The following is a 19558-nucleotide window of genomic DNA, read 5'->3' on the forward strand; positions in this document are numbered from 1 at the left end:
AGGAAATAGATGTTTTTAGATCAGGTTATAGGTTTTTTCTCAAGTGATATGGGCATAGATCTCGGTACGGCGAATACACTTGTTTTGGTAAAAGATAAAGGCATAATAATAAATGAACCTTCTGTTGTTGCAGTAAGGCGTGAGAAATATGGCAAACAAAAAATTTTAGCGGTTGGACATGCCGCAAAAGAGATGGTAGGAAAAACTCCAGGCGATATAGAAGCGATAAGGCCAATGAGAGATGGCGTTATTGCGGATTTTGATATGACTGAGCGTATGATACGCTATTTTATAGAAAAGACTCATAAAAGAAAAAGCTTTTTACGCCCAAGGATCATCATCTCAGTTCCTTATGGACTTACTCAGGTCGAAAGAAAGGCCGTTAGAGAGAGTGCCTTAAGTGCTGGAGCAAGAGAGGTGTTTTTGATCGAAGAGCCTATGGCAGCAGCGATTGGCGCAAATTTACCAGTTCGTGAGCCACAAGGTAATCTAGTAGTTGATATCGGTGGTGGTACGACTGAGATTGGTGTCGTCTCACTTGGCGGTCTAGTCATCTCAAAATCAATCCGCACAGCTGGCGATAAGATTGATATTAGTATTGTTAATTACATAAAAGAGAAATATAACCTACTAATAGGTGAGAGAACAGGCGAGGAGATAAAGATCGCCGTAGGTTCTGCTGTACAGCTTGAAAAAGAGCTAAGCGTAGTGGTAAAAGGTCGCGACCAGGTAAGTGGTCTTTTAAGTAGAGTCGAGCTAACAAGCGAAGATGTAAGAGAGGCGATGAGAGAGCCACTAAAAGAGATCGCAGATGCACTTAAAACTGTGCTTGAGATGATGCCACCTGATCTTGCGGGCGATATCGTGGAGACTGGTATCGTACTAACTGGTGGTGGAGCTCTTATTAGAGGACTTGATAAATTTTTATCTGATATCGTTAAACTTCCAGTTTTTGTAGCAGATGAGCCACTTCTAGCGGTTGCTAGAGGAACGGGCAAGGCACTTGAAGAGATTGGGCTTTTACAACAGCTGACAAATGAAGAGTAAGATTGTTCTTTTTGTTTTTATAGCATTGCTTGCTATGGCCTCAGTTTTCAAGGGAGAAATTTTAAGTAATCTTTCTATCTGGTTTAGTAACTATGCTACAAATTCATACGACAATTTTGCTAAAAGCGTGAAAGACTATATAAACGAATATTTTAGGCAGGCTAGCGAGATAGAAAAGCTAAGAGCGCAAAACGAAGAGCTAGAGCACTCAGCCATGCTTCTTTCTACTTTTGCAAACGAGCTAAATCAAATTTTAAAAGATAAAAACTCAACTGCCTACGCCCCAGCTGTAAAGCTTGTAAAAGGGCTTAGCTACGTGCATATTGGGGATTATAATAAAATTTGGATAAGCGAGTTTGAAGGATACGACCCAAATAAAATTTATGGGCTCATCTATCAAGGAAATAGCGCTGGTATCGTTATCGCAAAAGACGGCAAGCCGCTAGCTTACTTGCAAAATGACCCAAAAAGTATCTTTGCAGTTTATATAGGAAATGACAAAATTCCAGGAGTCGCGCATGGAAATCAAGGCCAAATAATGGTGAAATTTATCCCACAATGGCTCAGTCCAAAAGAGGGCGATGAGGTCTTTACGAGTGGACTTGATGGGATATTTTTTAGTGGGGTGCCAGTAGGGCGCGTGAGTAAAATTTTAAAAGAGAGCTCCTATCAAAGCGTGATAGTTGAGCCTTATGCAAAACTAAACATACCAAACTATCTATACGTTGTAACAAAGGAAAAATAATGCCAAAAAGAACAGATATAAATACTATTTTGCTAATCGGCTCAGGCCCTATCGTCATCGGTCAGGCCTGCGAATTTGACTACTCAGGCACGCAAGCAGCCAAGACACTAAAAGAGCTTGGATACCGCGTAGTGCTTATCAACTCAAACCCAGCCACCATCATGACTGACCCAAATTTTGCCGATGCAACGTATATTGAGCCTATCACAAAAGATAGCATTTTAAAGATCATCGAAAAAGAAAATATTGATGCCATCTTGCCAACTATGGGCGGACAAGTGGCATTAAATGCAGCCATGGAGGTTTTTGAGAGCGGTCTTTTAAAGGATGTGAAATTTCTTGGTGCAAACCCAGAAGCGATAAAAAAGGGCGAAGATAGACAAATTTTTAAAGCGACTATGCAAAAGATCGGCATGGATCTGCCTGAGAGTAGATATGCTTATAACATGGACGACGCGCTAAATGCAGCAAATGAGATAGGCTTTCCGCTCATCATAAGAGCTAGCTACACGCTTGGTGGCGCAGGAAGTGGCGTGGCTTATAATATGGACGAGTTTAAAGAGCTAGCCAACACCGGCCTTGACGCAAGCCCGATACATGAAATTTTGATAGAAGAGAGCTTGCTTGGCTGGAAAGAGTACGAGATGGAGGTCATTAGAGATAGAAACGATAACTGCATCATCGTCTGCTCGATCGAAAATTTTGACCCAATGGGCGTTCATACAGGTGATAGCATCACGGTCGCACCAGCACTCACACTCACAGATAAAGAGTATCAGGCTATGAGAGACGCTAGCTTTGCCATACTTCGTGAGATCGGCGTTGATACGGGTGGCAGCAACGTGCAGTTTGCCATAGATCCAAAAGCTGGCCGTATGATCGTTATCGAGATGAACCCACGCGTTAGTCGAAGCTCAGCCCTTGCAAGTAAAGCTACTGGCTACCCGATCGCAAAGGTCGCAACACTGCTTGCAGTTGGTTTTAGTCTAGATGAGATCAAAAACGACATCACAGGCACGCCTGCTAGCTTTGAGCCGGTGATTGACTATATAGTGACAAAAATTCCACGTTTTACATTTGAGAAATTTCCAGGATCAAACCCATATTTAGGCACTGCGATGAAGTCAGTTGGCGAGGTTATGGCGATAGGTAGGACATTTAAAGAGAGTATTCAAAAGGCGCTTTGTAGTCTAGAGCGCGATCTTTGCGGATTTAACAGTCTTGGTTTAGAGAAAAACGCTTTGATTTATGGCATCAGAAATGCAAATGAGAGAAGAATTTTATATCTAGCACAAGCCTTTAGAGACGGCTTTAGCGTGGCTGAGGTACATGAGTTTAGTAAGATCGATCCTTGGTTTTTAGAGCAAATTTATGAGATAGTTAAATTTGAAGATAAGATCGACATGGATATCTTAAACAACGAAGAGCTACTTCGAGAGGCCAAAAGCATGGGCTTTTCAGACAAGATGATAGCTGTGCTTATAAATGAAAAAGACGATCTTGAGCTTAGCCAAAATGATATCTATTTTGCTAGGCAGAAGCTTGGTATCGAGCTTGAATACAACGAGGTCGATACTTGCGCGGGCGAATTTAAGGCGCTAACGCCGTATCTTTACTCAACCACAAATATCACTAAAATTCCTAAAAAAGAGCCTGTAAAAGACGCTAAAAAAGTGATGATAATAGGCGGCGGTCCAAACAGGATCGGTCAGGGCATAGAGTTTGACTACTGCTGCGTGCATGCAAGCTACGCCCTAAGAGACCTTGGCATAAAAACAATAATGTATAACTGCAACCCAGAAACCGTCTCAACCGACTACGACACGAGCGATATTTTGTATTTTGAGCCGATTGATTTTGAGCATGTTAGATCAGTCATCGAGCGTGAAAAGCCAGACGGCGTGATCGTGCATTTTGGCGGTCAAACTCCGCTTAAATTTGCAAAACGCTTAAGCGTGATCGGTGCAAAGATCATCGGAACAACTGCAAGAGTGATCGATGTGGCCGAGGATAGAAAGAAATTTAGCGAATTTATAAATAAAATTGGCGTCCTTCAGCCTAAAAACGACACCGCTACTAGCCTGGAGGAAGCCTTGCAAAAGGCCGTTACTATCGGCTATCCAGTGCTCGTTCGTCCAAGCTACGTTCTTGGCGGTAGGGCGATGAGAAGGGTGCATAACGAGAGCGAGCTAAAAGAGTATATGAGTGAAGCGGTCAAAGTTAGCAATCACTCGCCAGTGCTACTTGATAAATTTTTACAAGACGCAAAAGAGCTCGACGTAGATGCGATATGTGACGGCAAAGAGGTCTATATCGGCGCGATAATGGAGCACATCGAGGAGGCTGGAATTCACTCTGGCGACTCGGCTTGCATATTGCCACCGATGAGTTTAAGCGCAGAAATGATAAAAAAAGTGGAGAAACAAACCAGAGATATCGCGCTAAATTTAGGCGTTGTCGGACTTATGAATATCCAGTTTGCTATCTATGAAAACGAGCTTTATATGATCGAGGTAAATCCTCGCGCGAGCAGGACTGTGCCGTTTGTGAGCAAGGCTACTGGCGTGCCTATGGCAAAGGTGGCGACAAGAGTTATGTGGCAGGGAAATTTACATGAGGCGCTTAAATTTTATGATGATTACAGGGTTGTTTATGAGGACGGCGACATCTTAAAACCTCGCGTAAGTTCGCATGTTTGCGTAAAAGAGTGCGTGCTGCCGTTTAACAAGCTAAGTGGCGCTGATCTCATTCTTGGTCCTGAGATGAAGAGTACGGGTGAGGTCATGGGTATTAGCCATGATTTTGCAAGCTCATTTGCAAAGAGTCAGATCGCTGCGAACAATACTTTACCAAGCAAGGGTAGGGTCTTTTTAACGCTAGCTGATGCTGATAAATCTTACGCGCCAGACTTTGCAAGAGAACTAATAGCGCTTGGCTTTAGCATCATCGCAACTGGCGGTACACATAAAATTTTAAGTGAAGCTGGTGTTGAGGCTGAGTTTGTCTATAAGATAAGCGAGGGCAGACCAAACGTCGAAGATAGGCTCAAAAACGGCGATATCGCACTTGTTATTAACACAAGCGATACAAAATCAAGCGTGGATGATGGTAAAAAGATCCGTCAAAACGTGCTTAGATTTAAAATTCCTTACTTTACAACGATCCGCGCAGCACTTGCTGCTGCTAAGTCGCTAAGCTCAGTACAAACCGGCAAAGCACTTGAGGTAAAAAGCTTGCAAGAGTATTTATCTAAAAAATAATAAATTTAAGGCAGTTTAGCTTATAGCTAAACTGTTTTTTGAAGTATTGCCGGAATCAGTAGATGTCTATGTATGGCATTTTGCTTTGAATTTTAGTCTAGCTTTCATCAATCTAGTAATATTAAAGCTTATGTTTAATATAATCTCACTCAAAAGGAGAGATTATGAAAATTTTAAATGCTTTTTTTACGGGTATTATATTTGTCCTTGCTCCTATTTTTACGCTATTTGTTGGAATTTACAACAACTACTTTTCTTACTATGGCATAAGCGAGTATTTTAATGTTATTTTTGTTGATAACGTGCCTTTCTTATGGCTTTTGCCCGTATTTTTTATATTTGGGTATTGCTTTTTTTACGCGCCTTTTAGAAAAATTTTTAGAGCCTTTTATTTAGTTTTGCTGATAGTTTGTGCTTTTAGTTGGTATCCTGACTTTGGACGCACTTTAGGAGAGAATTATTTTATGAGCAAATCGCTATCTTTAGATATCTCATCAAATTTAGAAAATGAGCAAAAGACTGATGGAAAGATACTTTATGATGGACGAAGAGAAATTTATTTTTTAAGAAGCGATAATAATAAAGTCGTTAAAATTTCAAAGTAAAGTTTTACCTTTATTTAGTTAAAATGGCATAAAAATTTAAAGGTTTAAAATGCGTTTAAAACTCCCACACGTTCCGTATATTTCACATAAAATAGCAATAGATCTTCTAAATTGTGGTTTCGTAAGACTAAATAAAGGCATTGAGCCAATCGTAGCAAAAACAAGTGAAATTTTAACAGTCGATATTCAAAAAGAAAGAGCTTTAGATGAGCGAGTAAATGAGCTTTTGGAGAAAAATGAAGACGAGATGCAAACTATGCAAATTGACCGCAAAAATATGTTTTGGCTCGTTAAAAAGAAGCTCGCAGGTGAATTTGATGTAATTTTAACCCACGAAGATAGATTTAGTAATATCGCTCACAAAGTGCTTGAAACTATTTGGAAGAGCGGTCTTGTTGACTATAATGTATCTGAAAATCGCGTAAAAAATGTGATTTATAACTCAATAGACGAGTACTTAAAAAGCTATGAGAAAATAGAAGATGATGTTTATGAAATGATACAAAATTATAAACATAAGCTAATCCCAGGAACTGATGAATATGATCTTGTCTTTGAGCGTTTGTATCAAGATGAGCTTAAAAAAAGAGGCATGCTTTAATGAAAGCTTACATTTATATTGAAAATGGTGTTTTTTTAGAAGCAAAAGCTTTTGGTGCTCACGGCGAGTGTGCAGGTGAGCTCGTTTTTAATACCTCGATGACTGGCTACGAAGAGATCATGAGCGATCCAAGCTATGCTGGTCAGTTTATCGTCTTTACGATGCCAGAAATAGGCATAGTAGGTATAAATGAAGATGATATGGAGAGTCTTAGAATTCATGCAAGTGGCGTTATAATGAGAAGCTACAATGAAATTCCATCAAACTACCGCTCGCAAAAATCTTTGGGAAAATTTTTCGAAGAGCAAGGTAAATTTGGCGTTTATGACGTTGATACTAGATACCTCACAAAGATGCTACGCGATGAAGGTGCCTTGATGGCTTATATCTCAACGCAGATAAGTGATAAAGATGAGCTAAAACGCAGGCTTGAAAGTAGCGGGCGTATAGAAAATATAAACTACGTAAAAACAGTTAGTGCGATGGATGAATATGAGCACAAAAAAGGCGCATGGGATAGAAATTTAAAGTCATATAAGCCGCTAAAAAGTATTGGCAAAAAAATAGCTGTTTTTGACTTTGGCGTAAAGAGAAATATCTTAAACGAGCTATGTGAAACTGGTCTTGAAGTCATCGTCGTGCCACACGACACTAAGGCTAAAATTTTGATAGAAAAATTTAAAAATGGCGAGATAAATGGGGTATTTTTATCAAATGGTCCTGGTGAGCCAAAAAATTTAAAGGCCGAAATAGGCGAGATCAAAAAGATGATTGAGGCTAGGATACCAATATTTGGTATTTGTCTTGGACATCAGTTACTCTCAAACGCCTTTGGATACGAGACATATAAGCTTAAATTTGGCCAGCATGGAGCAAATCATCCAGTGCTAAATTTAGAGACAAAAGCGATCGAGATAACAACACAAAATCACAACTACAACGTACCTGAGAGTATCGCAGAAGTAGCCGTTGTGACTCATAGAAATTTATTTGACAACACAATCGAAGGCGTGAGATACAAAGACTATCCGATCTTTTCGGTCCAGCACCACCCAGAAGCAAGTGGTGGCCCAAGCGAGAGCAAATATATATTTAAGCAGTTTTTAGAAATTTTATAAGATGCAAAATATAAACCTTTACATGATTATCTCAGTTGCATTTTTAAGTAGCTTTAGTCATTGTGTAGGTATGTGTAGCGGATTTTTGAGCTTACAGACTCTATTTTTTAAAGGCAAAAGCAAGAGAGAAATTTTAATGCTAAGCACACTTTATAGTTTAGCTAGAATTTTTGCTTATGTAGTTTTAGGAGCTTTGTTTGGCGCCTTTGGAGCTGTTATTAGCTTTAGCATGCAAGTAAGAGGTGTGATATTTTTCATAATTGGCTTAATGATCGCGTTTATCGGTATTGCCTTGCTTTTTAGGGGTGAGCTTTTAAAATTTGTAGAGAATCAAAAGGCGCTTAATTTTGTAGTAAGAATTGCAAAAACAAGGATTCAAAAGAAAAATTTAGCAAATTTTTTATTACTTGGTTTTCTAAATGGCTTTTTGCCTTGTGGTGTGGTTTATTATTTTTTGGCACTTGGGATTTTAAGTGCAAATTTTATTGATTCGGCTTTTATAATGCTTGTATTTGGTCTTTGTACATTGCCAGCCATGCTTTTAGCTAGCTTTGTATTTGGGATTTTAAATGAAAAATTTAAAGATATAATGTTTAAGATTTCGGCTAGCATAATGATAATAAATGGAATTTATCTATCATTTTTAGGATATAGAGCAAATGCCTAAGATGGCAAAGCGAGAGAAATAATTGTTAATTACGTCAAAATTTATGATGTTTGATAAATATAACCAAAAAGGAAGAATAAATGAGCAAGATTCTTAATAATCTAACTGTTCTTATCGTTGAGAATGAGGGAGATGGTAAAAAAATAGTACAAGAAGTTATGCGAGATAAATTCGAAAAAGTTATCACTGCTCAAAATGGCGATGAAGGACTTAAGAAATTTAAAAAATATAATCCAAATATGGTTATAACAGACGTTTTTATGCCTATAATGAATGGTCTTGATATGGCTAAAAGCATTAAAGAAATTTCAAAAGATACACCTATTATAGTTTTTAGCACAAATAGTGAAAAAGAAACACTTCTAAAAGCGATAGATGTTGGTATTGATAAATACGTTTTAAAGCCGATTGATCTTGATGATTTTTTGGTTACTTTAGAAAATGTCGCTAAAAATAAGATAGAAACAGCAAATATTATTCAGGTTACAAATGGATATAGTTTTAATAAAATAAAACGTGTGCTTATCAGAGATGGTGTTGAAATTTCTCTTACGAAAAAAGAACTTGCTTTTATATCTTTACTCATAAAAAGACTTGGTACGCTTGTACTTCACGATGAAATAAAAAATGTTGTTTGGGTTGGCGAGAGCGTGACAGAGGCTGCTATTAGGACCTTTGTTAAACGTGTCAGAGATAAAGTCGGTAGTAATTTTATAAAAAATGTTCCCGGACTTGGTTACAAAATAGATAGAAGACTCTCCTAGTAAAAGAGAATTTATATTAATTAAGTCTTTTTATAGTTTTTCTACTCTAAAATAACCGAAAATTAATATAAATTTAACTAGGAGGAAAATTTATGCGACCATCCCAGTTGCTACATTATGATTATAGTGTGGCAAAACTCTTTATGTTCTCCACGATATTTTTTGGTATTGTTGGCATGGCTATTGGTGTTTTGGTAGCTTTTCAGCTTGCCTGTCCTGATCTAAACTATATAGCTGGTGAGTATTCGGCATTTGGTAGATTGCGTCCTCTTCATACTAACGGTATCATTTTTGGTTTTATGCTCTCTGGTATATTTGCCACTTGGTATTACATAGGACAGCGTGTTTTAAAGGTATCAATGAGCGAATCTCCGTTTTTGATGTTCATTGGTAAGCTTCATTTCTGGCTTTATATACTTGTTATGATTCTAGCTGTTGTGACGCTTTTTATGGGCGAGAGTACATCTAAGGAGTATGCCGAGCTTGAGTGGCCACTAGATATTGCAGTAGTAGTAGTCTGGGTGCTTTGGGGCGTAAGTATATTTGGACTTATTGGTATTCGCCGTGAGAAAACACTTTACATCTCGGTTTGGTATTACATTGCTACATTTCTTGGCGTTGCTATGCTTTATCTATTTAATAACATGGAAATTCCAACAAGACTAGTTAGTGGATATGGCTCATGGCTACACTCAGTTTCGATGTATGCTGGCTCAAATGATGCTTTGGTTCAGTGGTGGTACGGTCACAACGCAGTTGCATTTGTATTTACAGTAGCGATCATTGCCCAAATTTATTACTTCTTACCAAAAGAGAGTGGACAGCCTATTTTTTCTTATAAGCTTTCGTTATTTTCATTCTGGGGTCTTATGTTTATCTATCTTTGGGCTGGCGGTCACCACTTAATATATACTGCTGTGCCTGATTGGATGCAGACTATGGGTTCGGTTTTTTCTATTGTTTTGATTTTACCTTCTTGGGGTTCAGCTATTAATATGCTTCTTACAATGAAAGGCGAATGGACGCAACTTCGTGAGAGCCCGCTTATTAAATTTATGATTCTAGCTTCAACTTTTTATATGTTTTCAACTCTTGAAGGCCCTATCTTGGCTATCAAATCTGTAAATGCACTAGCTCACTATACTGACTGGGTGCCAGGACACGTACATGATGGCGCACTTGGCTGGGTTGGTTTTATGACTATGGCAGCACTTTATCATATGACACCACGTGTCTTTAAGCGTGAAATTTATTCAAAATCCTTAATGGAAGCTCAATTTTGGATACAAACAACAGGTATTGTTTTATACTTTGCTTCGATGTGGATTGCTGGTATTACGCAAGGTATGATGTGGAGAGCGACTGATAGCTATGGAAATTTACTCTACTCATTTATTGATACTGTTGTAGTGCTTATACCTTATTATTACATTAGAGCTATTGGTGGGCTTTTGTATTTGATTGGCTTTTTGATGTTTGCTTACAATATCTACAAATCAACTTCTGCTAAAGCTATTTTGGCAGAGCCAAAAAGTGCAACGCCTATGGGCGGTGCTAAAGCCAATGCGGAGGTGATGTGATGTTTGCTTGGTTAGAAAAAAATCCATTCTTTTTTGCAGTTTGCGTCTTTATCGTCATAGCTTATGCTGGCGTGGTAGAAATCTTACCTGACTTTGCAAATAGAGCTAGGCCACTTGAGGGCACAAAGCCTTATACAGTTTTAGAGCTTGCTGGAAAAAATATATATATACAAAATGGTTGCAATACTTGTCACTCACAGATGATACGTCCGTTTAAAGCAGAGACTGATAGATACGGCATGTACTCTTTAAGCGGCGAATTTGCTTATGATCGTCCTCATCTTTGGGGTTCAAAAAGAACTGGTCCAGATCTTATGCGTGTGGGTAATTATAGAACAACAGATTGGCATGAAAATCACATGCTAAACCCAGCCTCTGTTGTGCCAGGTTCGATCATGCCAGCATATCCATTTTTGTTTAAGAAAAATGCTGATATAGAGACTGCTTACGCTGAAGCACTAACTGTTAAAAAGGTTTTTAACACACCTTATGATGAGAAAGATATGCCAGCTCTTGGCACTTTTGAGCAAGCAAATGCTAACGTGAAAGAGCAGGCTGCAAGTATCGTTGAAAGTATGAAAGATGAGCAAGTAAAAAGTGCCTTTGCAAAGGGTGAGATTCGCCAGATCGTGGCACTTATCGCCTATCTAAATAGCCTAAAATAGGAGTTAGTAATGGATATTAGAGAACTTCAAGCTTATGGCTATTTTATTTTGACAGCATTTTTAGCTATCACTTTGTACGCTTATTTTTTTCATCTTTACAAAAGCGAAAAGCAAGGTAGAAGAAATTATGAGAAGTATTCAAGATTAGCCCTAGATGATGAGATCGGTAGTAAAATTTTAGAGCAAAAGGCTACAAAGGAGAGCGTATGCAATGGCTAAATTTAGAAGATAATATAAATTTACTTGCGTTAATAGGTGCCATATTAATTATCGTACTAACTGTCGTTGTAGCTGGTAAGTATGTTGGTCAAATGAAAGTTAAAAAAGATGAAAGTGTAGAGCTTAGCAAGCATAACTGGGACGGAATAGGCGAGTATAAAAATCCAGTTCCATTTGGTTGGGCGGTAGTTTTTTTACTAACGCTTGTTTGGGCGATTTGGTATTATTTACTTGGTTATCCACTAAATTCTTACTCACAAATCGGTGAATATAATAAAGAGGTAAAAGAGGCAAACGCTAAATTTGAAAAAGAGTATGCAAACCCAAGCAAAGAAACGCTTCATGCTATGGGAGAGAGCGTATTTTTGGTGCAATGCTCAGCATGTCATGGCATCACAGGCGATGGCATTGGTGGTAAAGCTGCAAATTTACAAATTTGGGGTAGCGAACAAGGAATAATTGATACGATACTAAATGGCTCAAAGGGGCTTGATTATCCTATGGGTGAGATGCCAGCTGGGCTAGCTGATGCTGATGGAGCAAAGGCTATCGCAGCTTATGTTGCAAAAGAGATAAGTGCTATAAAAAGTACAAAAAATGAAAATTTAGTAGCTATGGGAAAAGAGCTTTACGCAGCTTGTGCAGCTTGTCACGGAGATGATGGCAAAGGCATGGATGGTATGTCGGCTGACCTTAGTAAATATGGCTCAAGTGAGTTTATAGTAGATGTACTAAATCGTGGTAAAAACGGCAACATTGGTGTTATGCCTAAATTTAATGATGGCAGGCTAAACGAGATACAACAAAAAGCAGTCGGCGAATATGTCATATCGCTATCAAAGGGCGAATAATGGAAAATAAAAATAGAAACATCTTTGCTTTAAATGGCATTAGTGGTTATTTGGTGGCAGTTTTGCTTTTGTTATCTATCCTTGGCGTACTTACTTATATTGGTATTGGCTTGCAAAAAGATGTAGCAACCAAGCCTTACTCATTAAAAGATGCAAGTAGCATTGAGATGAAGAGCGTTGATAACGCTAAACACGTCATTATAAAGGAGTAGTGATGCTAGGCATAATAGAAAAAGCCATAATCTTGCTTATAGTTGTTGCAGGAGCTATTTGTGCATGGTCAGTGCTTACATCAAACCACCTTTTTGTAGGCTAGGTGTGAGAAAATTTATACTCATTTTTATATTTTTGCTCTCACAAAGTTTGGCTTTGGGAGCAAATTTTGTGATAAATAATGATGAAATTTTAAGCCAAAAAGTAAGTTTAAAGCTAAATGAGATCGGTAGCGAGCTTTACACAAAAAGCGGTATAAATTTAGTAGTTGGTGTATATAAAAATGGTGAGCTAGAAGCTCTTTTTAAAGAGCAAAACCTTAGCTCGCCTTATGCTTTTTTGCTACTTATAAAGGATAAAAAGAAAGTAGAAATTTTTGCCGATTCTAATACTTCAAAGCTTTTTAATAAAGAACAAATTTTAAGTGTAAATCCAGAATCAGGAACGATAATTCCTATTTTGGTTTCTAAAAATGGCAAAGACGTCTATAATGCTGCTATATTAAATGGCTACGCTGATATTGCCGAGCAAATCGCATCTAGCTTAAATTTACAGCTTGAAAGTAGTGTTGGAAATTCAAACAAAACTACATTAAATTTTTTAAGATTTTTCATCTATGGCTTGGTTGCATTTTTTATAATTGTTGTCTTTTATAAAAAGGTAAAAAATGGATAAAAAAACCTTTTGGCCTTATGCTATTGTGCTTAGCTTCATTGCTATCATTATCGCTTGCGCAGTAACTATTATCATAGCACTAAAACATCCAGTAGAGATGGATAGCTCTTATATGCAAAGCTACCAAAATGTTGATGAAAACATAACCTTTATCAAAGAGAGTGAAAAACGCTTTGATGAGAAATTTGATCTAAAATTTGAGCCAAATTTTAACGCCTTAAACGCTAAGTTTAAATTTCATCTAACTCCCCAAAAAGGAGAAATCTCGGCTTTAAAATATGAAATTTTACTCACTCGCCCACAGACAAATAAAGAAAATAAAATTTTAAGAGCTTCATGGCAAGAAAATGATCTAGTAAGCGAAGAAACAAGTCTAAGAGAAGGTAGATGGCAGCTACTTTTAAGGCTAAGTGACACTAATGATACAAGGTATTATAAATTTGACCTTAATGTCACAAAATGATCTTAAAATCGCAGCTTTGGTATCTAAGAAAGATCTCAAAGCTGGGCTTAAATTTTAATAAACTAATCTTTTGGCTAAATTTAAAACCAAAGTACTAAGTTTTTATCAAATAAAACTATAAATCAAATCTCTTTAAATCCAAAATTTAATCCCAAACGCTCGCAAGTGCCGACATATTCTTTAAATTTATAGATTAGTGGATGCCATTTTTGCGTATCTATCTTTTCATCTTTTAGCAAATTTTCATCTACAAAAATACCTGTAATCTTACAAGTAACGATGCTAAACCACTCTTTTAACTCTATCTTTTCTACAACCGTTTCTATCTGTATCTTACACTCTTTTATCCTGATGGTTTTTGCATTTATGCCAGGCTCTTTGCTGAGATTTGCTGCCTTAAATTTGTCGTGCTCGTAGGTGTAGCCAAGATTCTTTTTTTCTTCTGGTACTTCGCTATCACCAGTTAGTTTTTCCATTTTTTGCACAGCTTCTAGCAGGCTTTCATCACATAAATTTAGCGTGATATCTGAACCATTTTTGATATTTTTAAAGCCTTGATTTTCAATGCCTATGCCAAGCACCACTGTATTTCCTAACGTCCAAGAAGATGAAAGCACCGTGATATCATCGTTTGCGTTTTTATCTTTTGTGGTAGCCAGCAAAACCGGAAAGCCGTAGTAAAAACCTTGTCTGTTTAACTCTTTATGCATTTTTGCTCCTTTTTTTTGTGATTGTAGCTTTTGGCTCTTTAAGGCTTAAAATTTTAATGTATTTAGATAAAAATTTAAAGCTTTACCTAAGCGTAAAAAGCGCTCTTTTATAAGCAATTAGCTATCATTGCTTAAAAATTTAAGAGAGAAAAATGCATAACCTAAACCAACTTTTTGTCTTTACGAACTCGCGTAAGATTCGTGAATTTAATGCAAGTTTTAATGATGAGTTAATCCCAAAAAGCCTAAGTATTGCTGAGTTTTATAAAAAGATAGTTTATGTAGATGGTAGATTTGAGATTGATAGCACCTATGCTTTAGTGCTTATGAATAGAGCCTGTGCCAGTGTCAAAAAGGCAAACTCGGTTCTTAAAATTCCAACTGAGTTTTTTGAGTTTTTGAAAAATAATGACTATCTTTTTTCATTTTTTAAAGAGCTAGCTATTAGTAAAAAGAGTATCTCTGAGATCAAATTTAACGATATTTACGCTAATTTTGAGGAGCATTTAAACATACTTGAAGATGTTTTAAAAGAGTATGAGATCTTGCTTGATAGAGAAAATCTCTACGATGATATAACCTTGCCAAAAATTTATAACGTAAATGAAGCTTACATCAAAAGCTTTAGTGAAATTTCACTGCACATAGATGGAATTTTAAGCGAGTTTGAGTGGGAAATTTTAGAGAAAATCTCAAAGCTAACTACGCTAAAAATTATCTTTCAAACCAGTGTTTTCAATGCAAAGCTAATTAATAAAATAAAGCAAATTTCAGCTATTAGCGAGATTGAAAATTACAAAAAATATGAGCTAAATTTAAAGACAAATGAGCTAATTTGCTTAGAAAATATCAAAAAATTTGAGCCAGTCTTAGAAAAGCGATTTGCCACTAGAAGCCTGCAATGTACCTACGCTATGGCAAAGGCGAGCGAGTTTGTGCGTGATGGAATAAAGCCTGAAAACATCGCTGTTATATTACCAGATGAGAGTTTTAGTGAAATTTTAAGGCTACATGATAGCAATAAAATTTTTAACTACGCTATGGGTGAGAGCTTTAAAAATACAAAATTTTATGAGGCGCTTTTTTATATTACAAGAGCGATCAATGAAGAGGTAAGGCCGATTTTTGATCAAAATAAGTGTGAGAGCTACGAGGAGCTTGGCTTTATCTTGAGCACGCTTGGTGTAAATGAAGAGCTTTTTAATAAATTTAAATCAAGCTACTTTGAACTTTGTGACTTTGCTAAATTTAAAGAGTTAATAGATGAGTTTTTAATGCTTGAAAATGAGCCAAGATGCGAAGAGAAGCTCGCACTTGAGCTTTTTAGGATTGAGAATTTATGTAGGTATTTTAACTTTAGCTTAAAGCAGTTAAGTGAAATTTTTTTGCTAAATATCTCGCGTCTTAGTATCGATGATGTGAGTGGCGGAAAGATCAGTGTCATGGGCATGCTAGAGAGCCGTGGAATGAAATTTGATGGTGTGATCATAGTTGATTTTAATGATAACTTCATCCCAGCAAGAAGCACAAATGAGATGTTTTTAAACTCGAAAGTGAGGCAAAAAGCAGGACTTATAAGCTACCTTGAGCGTGAAAATTTGCAGAGATTTTACTATGAAAGTCTTATAAACAATGCCAAAAAGGTCGCCATAAGCTGTGTTTTAAACGAAGAGAGTATTCCTTCAAGATTTCTAAAAAATTTTAAAACAATAAAAGATGAGAAATTTAGTGACGAGGCGTATTTAAAATTATTTTTAAAAGGAAGTACAAGCCTAAATTTAAGCGATGATGAGATCATTTTGGAGCATGATTTTTTCACTAAACCGCTATCATTTTCGACACTAAATTTATTTCTAACTTGCCCAAGAAAGTATTATTACGCAAAGATAGCTGGTATAAAAGGAGCAAAAGCAATAGCAACTGAGCCAGGATCTAAGCAGGGAAATAGCGTGCACAAGGCGCTTTATGAATACTACACGAGTGATTTTTATAGACAAAAAAATATATTTGATTTGGCTATTTTTAAAGAAATACTTGCAAAGCAAGATTTTTCTTCGCTTGAGCTTGAGATTTGGTCGCAGAAATTTAAAGAATACGCAGAGTTTGAAAATGAACGTTTAAGTGCTGGCTTTAGAGTGCTTGAGTGTGAAAAAGACATAGAGAGTGATTTTTGTGATGTAAAGATAAAAGGCATTATCGATAGGATCGATGTTAGCCCTGATGGTGAGCCTTTTATACTTGATTATAAAACTGGTGAGGCAAATGCGAACTCACTTCAGCTTGCATTTTATGAAGCACTTTATGGTAGCGAGGTAAAAAGTACTTACTTTTCTCTAAAGAATGAACCTGTGCTTATCAGCTCTAAAAAAAGCGTGGATGATCTAAAGGATGAGATAGAAAATCTAAAGAGTATAAATAACACTAAGATAAATTTTGAAAGAAAGAGCGGAGCTTGTAAATTTTGCGAGTATGCCATACTTTGTAGGAGAGAGTTATGAAAGATTTTTTAGCCCTAAAAGCAAGTGCTGGAAGCGGGAAAACATTCGCTTTAAGCGTTCGTTATATCGCTTTGGTGCTTAGAGGCGAAAATATAAACGAGATCATCGCTCTAACCTTCACCAAAAAAGCGGCCAATGAGATGAAAGAGCGCATAATCACAACTTTTTTGGACTTGCAAAACAAAAAAGACGAGCTTGATAAGCTTTGCAAAGAGCTTAGTTTGAGCCAAGATGAGGTCATAAAAAGACGCGATGAGAAGCTTGATAGGTTTTTGCAAAGTGAGTTAAAAATTTATACATTTGATGCATTTTTCTCTGGAATCCTAAAAAAATTTAGTCAAAATTTAGGACTTAGTCCTGATTACAGCGTGCAAGATAGTCTGCAAGATCTGGCGTGGAAAAAATTTGTAAAAGAGGCAAGTAAAGATCAAAAGCTTCTTAGTGAGCTTGCACTCATGATGATAATCTCAAGCCAAAAAGAGGCGAGCTTTTCGCAGACTTTGGCTAAATTTTATGAGAGCTTTGGTGGTGAGCTAAAAGATAGTGGTGCAAGCTATCCAGATGATAGCAAGGTAAGAGCAGCGCAAAAGGAGATAAATGAGCATATAGCCTTGCAAAATGGTGCTAGCGATACGGCCAAAAAGACATTTAGTGAGCAAAATTTGTTTGAGCTTTTTAAAAACAAGGTCTTTGAAAGAGAGAGCCTAGATTACCGCACTTTTAGTAAAATTTATACAAGTGAGCTTGATAGGCTCTTTAACGAGCTAAAAGAGGCGGCAAAAGAGTATATTTTGGAGGTTGAAAGATATAGACTTAGCGGTTTTAGTAAGCTCTTAAATGTTTATAAACACTCAAATTTAGAGCTAAATAAAGAGATAAATGCTTTAAGCTTTGCTGATATAAATAAGCTGGTCTTTAAGCTTTTGGTTGAAAATTTTGATAAAGATGTGCTTTATTTTAGGCTTGATGGCCGCATAAATCACCTTTTGATAGATGAGTTTCAAGATACAAATGTGATCCAATATGAGATCATCTTGCCACTTATCACTGAGATCGTTTCAGGATACGGACAAAACGGACTTGGAAGCTTCTTTTATGTTGGAGATACGAAGCAGAGTATCTATAAATTTAGGGGTGGTAAAAAAGAGCTTTTCGATAAGCTTGGAGATGATTTTAGTCAGATAGATATAGAAAATTTACCAAGTAACTATCGCAGCTTAAAGGCTTTAGTGAAATTTAATAACGCTATTTTTGAAGAAATTTATCATAGATATGGGCTTAGCTTTGAGCCGCAAAAACCAGCTAAAAAAGATAAGGAGCTAAACTACAAAGTAAGTGGCGAGTGTCCTTATTTTGAAGCCGAGGAAGATGACTACGGCTACTTACGTGTGCTAAGCGACGAAGATATCGCGGGTGCAGCAGTTTCGCAAGTAAAAGAGCTGATCGCTGCTGGCGTAAATGCAAGTGAGATAACTGTGCTTTGCTGGAAAAATAGTGACATCAGCCTCATCTCAGAGGTGCTTAGCAGTGAGGGGATAAAAAGCGTAAATGAAGGTACCTTGGAGCTAAAGCGAACGCCGTTTGTTGCAGCGATCATCGAGTATGCAAAATTTTGTCTTTTTGGTGAAGAAATTTATGAAAAAAATGTAAAAGCACTCATAAATACAAATCCTAAAAGGCTAAAAATAAAAGCTGAAGATAGTGCGACAAAAAGCCTATTTTATCTAGCTAAAAATTTATATATAAATATGGCTGATGTTGATATTTTAAGGCTTTTTGAGCTAAGCAGTGGCTATAAAAATTTAGGTGATTTTATCTTTAATCTTGAAAATTTTAGTTCTAAAATCAGTCCTAAAAATGCTGACGGCGTAAAAATAATGACTGTTCATAAGTCAAAAGGGCTAGAGTTTTCTCACGTGATAGTTTGTGATATGATGAGTAAGGGTAGGGGCGATGACTCAAACTTTATAGCAGAATATAACGAAAAAGGCGAGTGGATAGTAAAAAGCCGAATTTCTGGCAGAGAAAATTTTGACCCTGAGTATGCTGGTGTGTTAGAGCAAATAAAAGAGCTTGAGAAGCAAGAAAATATCAATAAAATTTACGTTGCTTTCACTAGAGCTACAAAGTCGCTTATTGTCATTAAACAAGCCGCTCCAAGTGGGAATAGTCCTAGCTTTTTTTCTTTTTATACTAGAAGTGATAAAAGCGAAGTAAACGACTATCTTGATCTAAAAGAGTTTAGCTTTGGCAAAATTTTACCTAGCAAGAGCGAGCAAAAAGAGGCAAAAAAAGATGAAAAAATGCCTGAAATTTTAAAGATAGAAAGGCAAGACGTAGAAGCAAGAGAACAAAAAACGAGCGGTAAAAATTTAGAGGCAATCTATTTTGGTTTAGCGTTTCACTATTTACTTGAGATGAGTGAGAAATTTGATGAAAATTCGCTTTTAAAAGCTAAAAGTTTAATGCTAAATAAATTTTATAAATTTCTCTCACTTGATAGGCTTGAAGTTGCCTTTAAACGGGCAAAAATGCTAATAAATGAGCCAAAATTTCTAAAGTGTATAAAAGATAAAGAAATTTACAAAGAGCAGCCATTTAAAGTAAAAAACGAACTAAAACAGATGGACTTATTTTGTATTGGAGAGAGCAAAATTTGTGTGATTGACTATAAAACGACCGATAAAAATATCGAGGAAAATAAAAAACAAGTTGGAGAATACAAAGAGGCATTAAGTAAATTTTATCCAAAGCATAGTATAATCGCCGTCATCTTCTACGCTCTTGATGGAAAAATTTCATATATTGAAGTTTAAATGCTACTTAATTTAAGCTTTATAAAAGCATTGTTTAAATACAATCACAACTCAAAAATTA

At 36.6% G+C, this 19558-nt stretch carries 18 protein-coding genes; 17 read left to right on the forward strand and 1 reads right to left on the reverse strand.

The genetic code is table 11. The features are described 5' to 3' along the window. The first annotated feature begins 9 nt into the window (after nucleotides 1–9). From CVS93_RS00950 to CVS93_RS01020, 15 genes are all read left to right on the forward strand, one after another. A complete protein-coding gene (locus tag CVS93_RS00950) occupies nucleotides 10–1047 on the forward strand; it encodes a rod shape-determining protein (RefSeq protein ID WP_021090637.1) in 1038 nt (345 codons plus the stop codon). After that, entirely contained in the window at nucleotides 1037–1792 is a 756-nt protein-coding gene (gene mreC, locus CVS93_RS00955; RefSeq protein WP_107686218.1) for a rod shape-determining protein MreC, read from the forward strand. The genes CVS93_RS00950 and mreC overlap by 11 nt, the downstream gene beginning before the upstream one ends. Then, nucleotides 1792–5052 (forward strand): carbamoyl-phosphate synthase large subunit, encoded by a 3261-nt coding sequence (gene carB / locus CVS93_RS00960; RefSeq protein ID WP_107686219.1) that lies wholly within the window; start codon nucleotides 1792–1794, stop codon nucleotides 5050–5052. The genes mreC and carB overlap by 1 nt, the downstream gene beginning before the upstream one ends. A gap of 164 nt (nucleotides 5053–5216) precedes the next feature. Beyond that, nucleotides 5217–5657, forward strand: a complete 441-nt coding sequence (locus CVS93_RS00965; protein ID WP_085657831.1) for an isoleucyl-tRNA synthetase — start codon at nucleotides 5217–5219, stop codon at nucleotides 5655–5657. 49 nt (nucleotides 5658–5706) lie between these two features. Next, nucleotides 5707–6258, forward strand: a complete 552-nt coding sequence (locus tag CVS93_RS00970; protein WP_087578297.1) for a DUF507 family protein — start codon at nucleotides 5707–5709, stop codon at nucleotides 6256–6258. After that, a complete protein-coding gene (gene carA / locus CVS93_RS00975; RefSeq protein WP_107686220.1) occupies nucleotides 6258–7376 on the forward strand; it encodes a glutamine-hydrolyzing carbamoyl-phosphate synthase small subunit in 1119 nt (372 codons plus the stop codon). The genes CVS93_RS00970 and carA overlap by 1 nt, the downstream gene beginning before the upstream one ends. A 1-nt stretch (nucleotide 7377) precedes the next feature. Next, nucleotides 7378–8043, forward strand: a complete 666-nt coding sequence (locus CVS93_RS00980) for a sulfite exporter TauE/SafE family protein (protein ID WP_234400061.1) — start codon at nucleotides 7378–7380, stop codon at nucleotides 8041–8043. 80 nt (nucleotides 8044–8123) lie between these two features. Next, a complete protein-coding gene (locus tag CVS93_RS00985; protein WP_021090989.1) occupies nucleotides 8124–8807 on the forward strand; it encodes a response regulator transcription factor in 684 nt (227 codons plus the stop codon). A 92-nt stretch (nucleotides 8808–8899) separates the two neighbouring features. Further along, a complete protein-coding gene (gene ccoN, locus CVS93_RS00990) occupies nucleotides 8900–10387 on the forward strand; it encodes a cytochrome-c oxidase, cbb3-type subunit I (RefSeq protein WP_035167282.1) in 1488 nt (495 codons plus the stop codon). Then, on the forward strand, nucleotides 10387–11052 hold the full coding sequence (gene ccoO, locus CVS93_RS00995) for a cytochrome-c oxidase, cbb3-type subunit II (protein ID WP_084041629.1): 666 nt from the start codon (nucleotides 10387–10389) through the stop codon (nucleotides 11050–11052). Before ccoN ends, ccoO begins: the two co-directional genes overlap by 1 nt. A 9-nt stretch (nucleotides 11053–11061) precedes the next feature. Further along, nucleotides 11062–11271, forward strand: a complete 210-nt coding sequence (locus tag CVS93_RS01000; RefSeq protein ID WP_021090915.1) for a cytochrome c oxidase, cbb3-type, CcoQ subunit — start codon at nucleotides 11062–11064, stop codon at nucleotides 11269–11271. Next, a complete protein-coding gene (locus tag CVS93_RS01005) occupies nucleotides 11259–12122 on the forward strand; it encodes a cbb3-type cytochrome c oxidase N-terminal domain-containing protein (RefSeq protein ID WP_107686221.1) in 864 nt (287 codons plus the stop codon). Before CVS93_RS01000 ends, CVS93_RS01005 begins: the two co-directional genes overlap by 13 nt. After that, nucleotides 12122–12334 carry a DUF4006 family protein gene (locus CVS93_RS01010; RefSeq protein ID WP_021090794.1) on the forward strand — a complete coding sequence of 71 codons (213 nt, stop codon included), beginning with the start codon at nucleotides 12122–12124 and terminating at the stop codon, nucleotides 12332–12334. Before CVS93_RS01005 ends, CVS93_RS01010 begins: the two co-directional genes overlap by 1 nt. Nucleotides 12335–12440: 106 nt before the next feature. Continuing rightward, nucleotides 12441–13010, forward strand: coding sequence for a hypothetical protein (locus tag CVS93_RS01015; RefSeq protein WP_107686222.1), 570 nt, complete (start codon nucleotides 12441–12443; stop codon nucleotides 13008–13010). Continuing rightward, nucleotides 13003–13473, forward strand: a complete 471-nt coding sequence (locus CVS93_RS01020; RefSeq protein WP_103629024.1) for a FixH family protein — start codon at nucleotides 13003–13005, stop codon at nucleotides 13471–13473. Before CVS93_RS01015 ends, CVS93_RS01020 begins: the two co-directional genes overlap by 8 nt. 122 nt (nucleotides 13474–13595) lie before the next feature. Here the strand turns inward: CVS93_RS01020 and CVS93_RS01025 are convergent, their stop codons facing one another. Beyond that, nucleotides 13596–14183: a flavin reductase gene (locus tag CVS93_RS01025; protein WP_107686223.1), complete on the reverse strand. Its 588-nt coding sequence runs from the start codon at nucleotides 14181–14183 to the stop codon at nucleotides 13596–13598. Between the two features lie 152 nt (nucleotides 14184–14335). Here CVS93_RS01025 and CVS93_RS01030 point away from each other — a divergent pair, with 152 nt between their 5' ends. After that, nucleotides 14336–16681, forward strand: a complete 2346-nt coding sequence (locus CVS93_RS01030) for a PD-(D/E)XK nuclease family protein (protein WP_107686224.1) — start codon at nucleotides 14336–14338, stop codon at nucleotides 16679–16681. After that, nucleotides 16678–19497: a RecB-like helicase gene (locus tag CVS93_RS01035; protein ID WP_107686225.1), complete on the forward strand. Its 2820-nt coding sequence runs from the start codon at nucleotides 16678–16680 to the stop codon at nucleotides 19495–19497. The genes CVS93_RS01030 and CVS93_RS01035 overlap by 4 nt, the downstream gene beginning before the upstream one ends. Nucleotides 19498–19558: the final 61 nt, after the last annotated feature.

Origin of the sequence: Campylobacter concisus (assembly GCF_003048535.1) — a bacterium.
Taxonomy (GTDB): domain Bacteria; phylum Campylobacterota; class Campylobacteria; order Campylobacterales; family Campylobacteraceae; genus Campylobacter_A; species Campylobacter_A concisus_S.